At 67.1% G+C, this 1394-nt stretch carries 1 protein-coding gene; it reads right to left on the bottom strand.

Annotated elements, in window-relative coordinates; all coding sequences use genetic code 11:
- Positions 1 to 36 precede the first annotated feature (36 nt).
- Entirely contained in the window at positions 37 to 1275 is a 1239-nt protein-coding gene (locus tag HKK74_RS38830; RefSeq protein WP_222723272.1) for an ISAs1 family transposase, read from the bottom strand.
- Between the last annotated feature and the right edge of the window lie 119 nt (positions 1276 to 1394).

Consider the following 1394-nt stretch of genomic DNA (forward strand, 5'->3'; position numbering starts at 1 on the left):
CAGGGTCCCGGCAAAGTCGCGTAGTGTCCGTTTCCGCTACGCGGGGCTGATGCCCAGGGTGGTCAGGGTGCGTACGGGGTTGCGGCTGTGGTGTCGTTGGGCGGCGGCGATGTTGTCATGGCCGGTCAGTCTCAGGATGCCGGTGACCAGGTTGCGGAATGTGGCCATGACGCGGGGCCCGTTTCCGGTCCTGACCTGGGAGGCGTCTTCTCCGAAGGAGACGTCTCGAACGTGGTGGAGCGCTTCGATGCTCCAGTGGCCGCGGATCCAGCTGGCGATCTCGGTGGGGGTGGCCTGGTGGGTGGCGAGGCTGGTGACGGCGTAGGCGGTGATGGTCTTCCATTTCTTGGTCCCGGCCTGGCGGGTGCGGCGGGTGATGGCGATGGCCTGGGCGGTGTGGGGGAACAGCAGCCCTTGGGTGACTGAGACGATCTTGACCGTCCGGCGTTCGTCCCGGCCGTGACCGTGGTCGTTTTCGGCGTGCGTGATCGGGACCTTCCGCCAGGGCAGGCCTTTGAGTTGCGAGTACAGACTCGGCTGGTTTTTCTTCACGGCCAGGATGTAGTGGGCGTCCTTGCGGGTGACCAGGAACTCGGCGTGGTCGCGCTGGGTGTGAAGGGCGTCGGCCGTCACCACGGCTCCGGTCAGGTCCAGGGGTTCCAGGAGCGGCCGGAACCGGGTGATCTCGTTGGTCTTGCCCTGCACGTTGGTCTGGTTCAGCACGATCCCGGCGGCCTGATCGAGCACTGACAGCAGGTGCAGGGCCTGGCTGTCGGTGGTGTGGTGATGGGTTGCACGCAACGCTTTGCCGTCCACCGCCAGCGCTCGTCTGCGCCCGGCAGAACCGGCTGGTGGCCGGTTGGTCTGTCGGGACCGGAGCGCGCTGGCCGGCCAGGAGCCGATCGCCGCGTCGAGGGCGTCGGCGTCCACGTCCTCGACCACGCGGCGGATTGTGGCCTCATCCGGCGATTCGAATTTGCGGGTGAGCGGATCACGGCGTACTCCGAACGCGGCCCAGACCTGCGGGGATGCGTCCAGCACCCACTCGCCGATCGCGGTGAACCCTCGCGATCCGGCCAGCGCCGCCGCAGTGGCCAAGCCCAGTATCGACACCAGGCTGTGGCGGACACCCCGCCGGTCGCGGGGGTCGGGCACCCACGCCAGATAGTGCAGCAGATTCGGCAACCCGCCGGCCAGCAGCTCCCGATCGGGATCAGGAAGCCCGGCGAGCTGGTCCAGGACAGGGTTGATCAGAGATGATGAGGAGGCAGGCACGGTCTTCCGTAGGGATCATGGGACTTAGACACCCACATGATCTTGGAAGTCGTGCCTGTTCCGCTATCCCAGCTCACTCACGGACGAGCCGGACACCACGCCACATTGCCGGGGCCCTG

Source organism: Actinomadura alba, assembly GCF_014323705.1.
Classification (GTDB): Bacteria; Actinomycetota; Actinomycetes; order Streptosporangiales; family Streptosporangiaceae; genus Actinomadura_C; species Actinomadura_C alba.